This window comes from Altericroceibacterium xinjiangense (assembly GCF_003958635.1).
GTDB lineage: Bacteria > Pseudomonadota > Alphaproteobacteria > Sphingomonadales > Sphingomonadaceae > Altericroceibacterium_A > Altericroceibacterium_A xinjiangense.
This window is the reverse complement of sequence record NZ_RSEK01000044.1, coordinates 1-4,949: the sequence shown is the minus strand read 5'-3', so window position 1 is coordinate 4,949 and position 4,949 is coordinate 1. Positions and strand designations below refer to the sequence as shown.

The 4,949-nt window shown below is 59.8% G+C and carries 4 protein-coding genes and 2 pseudogenes; 5 read left to right on the top strand and 1 reads right to left on the bottom strand.

The window, feature by feature from the left end:
- Positions 1 to 85: 85 nt before the first annotated feature.
- The 5 genes and pseudogenes from ELY13_RS15615 to ELY13_RS14615 all read left to right on the top strand — a co-directional run bounded on the left by ELY13_RS15615 (position 86) and on the right by ELY13_RS14615 (position 4,632).
- Positions 86 to 214, top strand: coding sequence for a Pam3-gp28 family putative phage holin (locus ELY13_RS15615; protein WP_277600673.1), 129 nt, complete (start codon positions 86 to 88; stop codon positions 212 to 214).
- A gap of 133 nt (positions 215 to 347) precedes the next feature.
- Positions 348 to 1,382 (top strand): annotated as a pseudogene (locus ELY13_RS14630) (IS630 family transposase).
- A 221-nt stretch (positions 1,383 to 1,603) separates the two neighbouring features.
- Entirely contained in the window at positions 1,604 to 3,232 is a 1,629-nt protein-coding gene (locus ELY13_RS14625; RefSeq protein WP_206436091.1) for an aldolase catalytic domain-containing protein, read from the top strand.
- A 45-nt stretch (positions 3,233 to 3,277) separates the two neighbouring features.
- Complete coding sequence (locus ELY13_RS14620; RefSeq protein ID WP_126174619.1) at positions 3,278 to 3,994, top strand: acylneuraminate cytidylyltransferase family protein; 717 nt, start codon at positions 3,278 to 3,280, stop codon at positions 3,992 to 3,994.
- Positions 3,991 to 4,632 (top strand): HAD family hydrolase, encoded by a 642-nt coding sequence (locus ELY13_RS14615; RefSeq protein WP_126174618.1) that lies wholly within the window; start codon positions 3,991 to 3,993, stop codon positions 4,630 to 4,632. Before ELY13_RS14620 ends, ELY13_RS14615 begins: the two co-directional genes overlap by 4 nt.
- A gap of 31 nt (positions 4,633 to 4,663) precedes the next feature.
- On the opposite strand, the pseudogene ELY13_RS15240 reads toward ELY13_RS14615, so the two are convergent.
- Positions 4,664 to 4,871: pseudogene (locus ELY13_RS15240) on the bottom strand (integrase core domain-containing protein); the annotation flags it as partial.
- Positions 4,872 to 4,949: the final 78 nt, after the last annotated feature.

Sequence of the window (4,949 nt, the reverse complement as noted above, 5' to 3'; positions counted from 1 at the left end):
GCCGGATCAGATCACTCATGGCGATGCCTCCTGACGCCGCCACTGAACCAACCAATCATCATCCTTGCAAGCGATTTAATAGGTCTTGAGCCTAGTCGCCACGCTGGGCGAATACGCGCTCGGCAAGGGCTGGACCGAGCAAGACCTGCTGGAGCTATTGACCGGGCTCGTCGCTATCGTGATCCCCTCGACCTACGGCATCTACAAGAGCTAACACCAAAGCGCGCTGAGGCTGACTCACGTGAGGGATTCCCAAGAGGCTGAAAATTTGATTCGAGGTTGCAGGCATTTGGAGGCTTGCGATGGCTGCAGCGATTGGGGTTTGATCTGATTGTTCATCGGCGGATTTGCGTCAGTTGGCCTGGCGATGCGGCGATGCGGATCAGGTTCGCCGGCTGTTGGCGGTAGCGCTGATCTTGGATGGTGGCAGCAGGAGCGAGGCGGCGAAAGTTGCCGGCGTGACGCTGCAGATCGTGCGAGACTGGGTGCTGCGGTTCAATGATAGTGGCCCCGAAGGACTGGCGACACGCAAGGCACCGGGGCGGGCCTCGATCCTGAACGACGAGCAGCGCGCCCGGCTTGCCGGACAAGTCGAGGCAGGTCCGATCCCGGCGGTACATGGGGTCGTGCGCTGGCGGCTTGTCGATCTGGTGCAGTGGATATGGGACGAGTTTTAACTGTCGGTCACGCGTCACACCCTTGGGCGCGAGCTGCGCGCGATGGGCTATCGAAAGCTCTCGGCGCGGCCGCGTCATCACGGCCAAAGGGTGATGACATTGCCATTTTAAAAAGAGTTCGCTGCCCGTCTGGCGCAAATTACCCGACAGCTGCCGAAAGGAACGCCGGTAGAGCTGTGGTGGCAGGACGAAGCCCGCATCGGTCAGCAGACCAAGCTGACCCGCCGCTGGGCAAAGCGCGGGACCCGTCCATCAGCACCGAAGGATCAGCGGCGGTCCTCAGCATGGATCTTGGGCTGCGCCCGCCTACGGCCCCGGCGCGATCTGTCCCGCTGAAGGCAAGGCCGCCGGTATCTCATGCCCATGTGCAACAGCGAGGCGATGGGTATGCACCTGAAGGAGATCGCCTTCCACGTTGCCCCGGGTGCGCATGCCGTTGTCATCCTCGACCAAGCTGGATGGCACGGATCGGCCGAGCTGGTCGTGCCATCCAACATCACGCTGGTGCCGCTGCCGCCGAGATGCCCGGAGCTCAACCCGGTCGAGAACGTGTGGCAGTTCATGCGCGACAACTGGCTGTCGAACCGGATTTTCAAATCCTACGACGATATCGTCGACCACTGCTGCTTCGCCTGGAATACGCTCGTCGAGCAGCCTTGGCGCATCATGTCTCTCGGCATGCGCCAGTGGGCACATGGGTACTGATCATTGCGCGTGGTATAAGGGCCAAACTCAGATCGCAAAGTACACCCGTTGCGAATGGCTCGGTCGCATCCCATCCCTTTGCTGCGGTTGATCAAGGGCGTGAAGAAAACAGCGTAGCGGCTTTGATGTTGCGGAGTAGCATCAGAGCAGATAAACGTCGATGTGAAGAGGCTGTTTAGTCAATTATACAAAAGCGCGAGTCCCGCAACAGGGTGAGCGACGTGAGCGACACGGGGGGGGCGGTGACTGAAGTTCAGATACTCGACTGCACGCTTCGCGATGGCGGATATTATAATGACTGGGATTTTGAGCCTGAACTTGTGAGAGATTATTTAGCATCGATGGAGGCGGCCAGAGTTAACGTCGTAGAGCTTGGCCAGCGATTCATTGGCAATAGCGGATTCAAGGGGCCGCATGCCTTCACGACCGATGAGTTCCTCCGAAGTCTGGAAGTCCCCGAGCGGCTCATGATCGCGGTGATGGTTAATGGGGCGGACCTCCTGCGTTACGGTTCGGTCGACGACGCGCTGGCCAAGCTGTTCCCGGAGCCCAGTCAGTCCTCGCCCGTCGACGTGGTCCGCATCGCGTGCCACTTCGGTGAGATGGCGGGCGCGTTGCCCGCTGCGCAGTGGCTAAAGGATCGTGGATTTCGCGTTGGATTCAACCTGATGCAGATCGCCGATCGCTCGCATGAAGAAGTGGTCGAAGTTGCCCGGCTTGCTTCTTCTTATCCCGTCGATGTCCTCTACTTCGCCGATACGATGGGCTCGATGACGCCGCGGCAGACTTCAAAGATCATCGGATGGCTCAAGCAAGGGTGGAACGGGCCGATCGGCATCCATACGCACGACAACATGGGGCTTGCGCTGCAAAACACGCTGCGCGCCATGGCGGACGGGGCAACGTGGCTGGATGCCACTGTTACCGGAATGGGGCGCGGCCCTGGGAATGCCCGGACAGAAGAACTCGTCATCGCACTGGAAGGGCAAGATGGACGCGATCCCAATCTCGTGCCGCTGCTTTCGGTGATCGGGCAGCACTTCCAGCCGATGAAGAACCGCTACGGCTGGGGCACGAACCCGTTTTACTTCTTGTCAGGCAAGTACGGCATCCACCCCACCTACATCCAAGAGATGGTGAGTGATCCGCGTTATGACGAGGAAGACATTCTCGCCGTGCTCGACTATCTGCGCCAGGAGGGCGGGAAGAGGTTCAGCACGGGTTCGCTGACTGCCGCCCGGGCCTTTTACCGCGGCGAACCATGCGGATCATGGTGGCCCCGGGATGCGATGGCCGGGCGGGACGTGCTGCTGATCGGCACTGGTCCTGGCGCGCTTCGTCACAGCCACGCAATCGAAAGCTATATTGCCCGCCACCGGCCGGTGGTGATGGCGCTCAACCTGCCGACCCCAATCGCGCAGGATGCCATTGATTACCGCGTGGCCTGTCATCCCGTCCGCCTCTTGGCCGATGCGGGGGCGCATCGCCTGCGGCCTCAACCGCTGATCACGCCCGCGAGTCTCCTCCCTGCAACACTGCAGAAAGCGTTCGAAGGCAAAGATGTGCGCGACTTCGGTATCGCCATCGCGGACGGGCGCTTCGATTTCGCGGATTCGTTCTGTATACTGCCCGCCCCGCTGGTTGCCCTCTATGCCCTCAGCATCGCTGCGAGTGGGGGCGCCAGGCGCATTCTGGTAGCGGGTTTCGACGGCTATGGACAGGGGGATGAGCGCACTCGCGAAATGACAAATTATCTGGAACTGTTCCAGGCGCATGAACGCGCGCCTGAACTGATCGCGGTAACGCCAACCGCCTACGGCCTGAAGACGCAGGCGGTCTACGGCTTGTGACAACCAAGCCTGCGTTCGAATGGGTCTGAGCGAAAAGTGCTGAGCATGAATAACATTTCTGTTTTCCTGCCGCTGAGAGCCGGCAGCGCCCGCATTCCGCGCAAGAACACACGGCCCTTTCATCCCGACGGATCAAGCCTTTTCCAAGTCAAGCTGCGCCAGTTGTCGAACATTGCCGACCGGGTGGCCGAGGTGGTCGTCTCGACCGATGATCCCGAGGTCTTCGCCCAGTTCGACGGAATACGCACGCCAGCGAATGTACGGATTGTTGACCGCCCACCTGAGCTGGCAAGTTCCACCACAGTCTTGCAGGATCTGATTCGGCATGTGCCGACTGTGGTCTCCGGCGAATGGATCGCCTGGACGCACGTGACGTCGCCCTTCTTTGACGAGGCCCAGATGCTGGCGGCCTTCGTTACGCTGGATGAACAGTTACGCTGTGAGAATAGCGATTCGCTCATGACAGTGGATGAACTGCGTCAGTTTATTTGGAGCGACACCGAACGCACGTTCATCAACTTCGACCGTTCCGTAAACCAGTGGCCCCATACCCAGGACCTCGAGATGCTGTACGCGGTCAACAGCGCTCTGTTCGTGGCGCACCGTCTGGATTACGAAACGCGGGACGATCGGATCGGGACACGCCCAGCGCTGTATACGTGCTCTGGCCTCGCAAGTTTCGACATCGACTGGCCCGACGATTTCGAAGTCGCGCAAGCGCTTGCTCCCATTTTCGGAGCGACTGCGAAAGCAGATGTATGAACCAGGTCTACGCGACGTATGTCTTCGATTGCGATGGGGTGGTCCTTGATTCCAACCGTCTCAAGACGGAAGCTTTCCGCCGCGCCGTCCTGACGTATGGGGAGGAAGCTGCGCAGGCTCTCGTCGATCATCATGTGCTCAACGGCGGCATCTCCCGGTTTGAGAAGTTTCGTTATTTCTTCGACAAGATTGCGGCGCCGGGCGTGAGCGGGCCGACGTACGAGGAACTTCTGTCCGCTTACACCCAAGCGGTGCGCAACGGATTGCATGAATGCTCGATTGTTCCGGGTCTAGAGCGGTTTCGGCAGGCAACGGCCGGGAGGCGCTGGCTGATCGTCTCCGGCGGATCTCAGGGAGAATTGCGCGAAGTATTCACTGCTAGGAGAATCGATCACTTGTTCGATGGAGGAATATTCGGCAGCCCCGACAACAAGGACATGATCCTTGCCCGGGAGCTGGGTAGCGGCAACATTCAAAAACCTGCGCTGTTCATTGGTGACAGCAAGTACGACTACCTTGCCGCGGCGGCAGCGGGTCTAGACTTCGTCTTCGCGGCATACTGGACGGAAATGGTGGGATGGCGCGCATTCACCCGCGAGCACGGCCTGAGGACTGTGGACTCAATCAACCAAGTTTGACCGGCCCCCACTGAGTGGTCCGCATTGATTGTTAGTGCACGATTGCCTCTGACGCCATTGTCGTCCGCAGGTGGAGCGAAGCGGAACCGGAGGACGGCAATGGCGTCATCGCCGTTTCTGGTGCCGGCGGCCGATAACCGAGCGAACTATGCGGCCTCACGGTGTTGTAGTGGCCGCCAAGCCTCGATCAGCACGCGGACTTCGGTCAGAGTGTAGAAGATCTCCCCGTTGAGCAGCTCGGGGACTGTCAGGAATTTCGTGTGTGGCGGGCGGTTTGAATATTATGCCGCCATGGCTCTGATGAAGCGCTCGCCGAA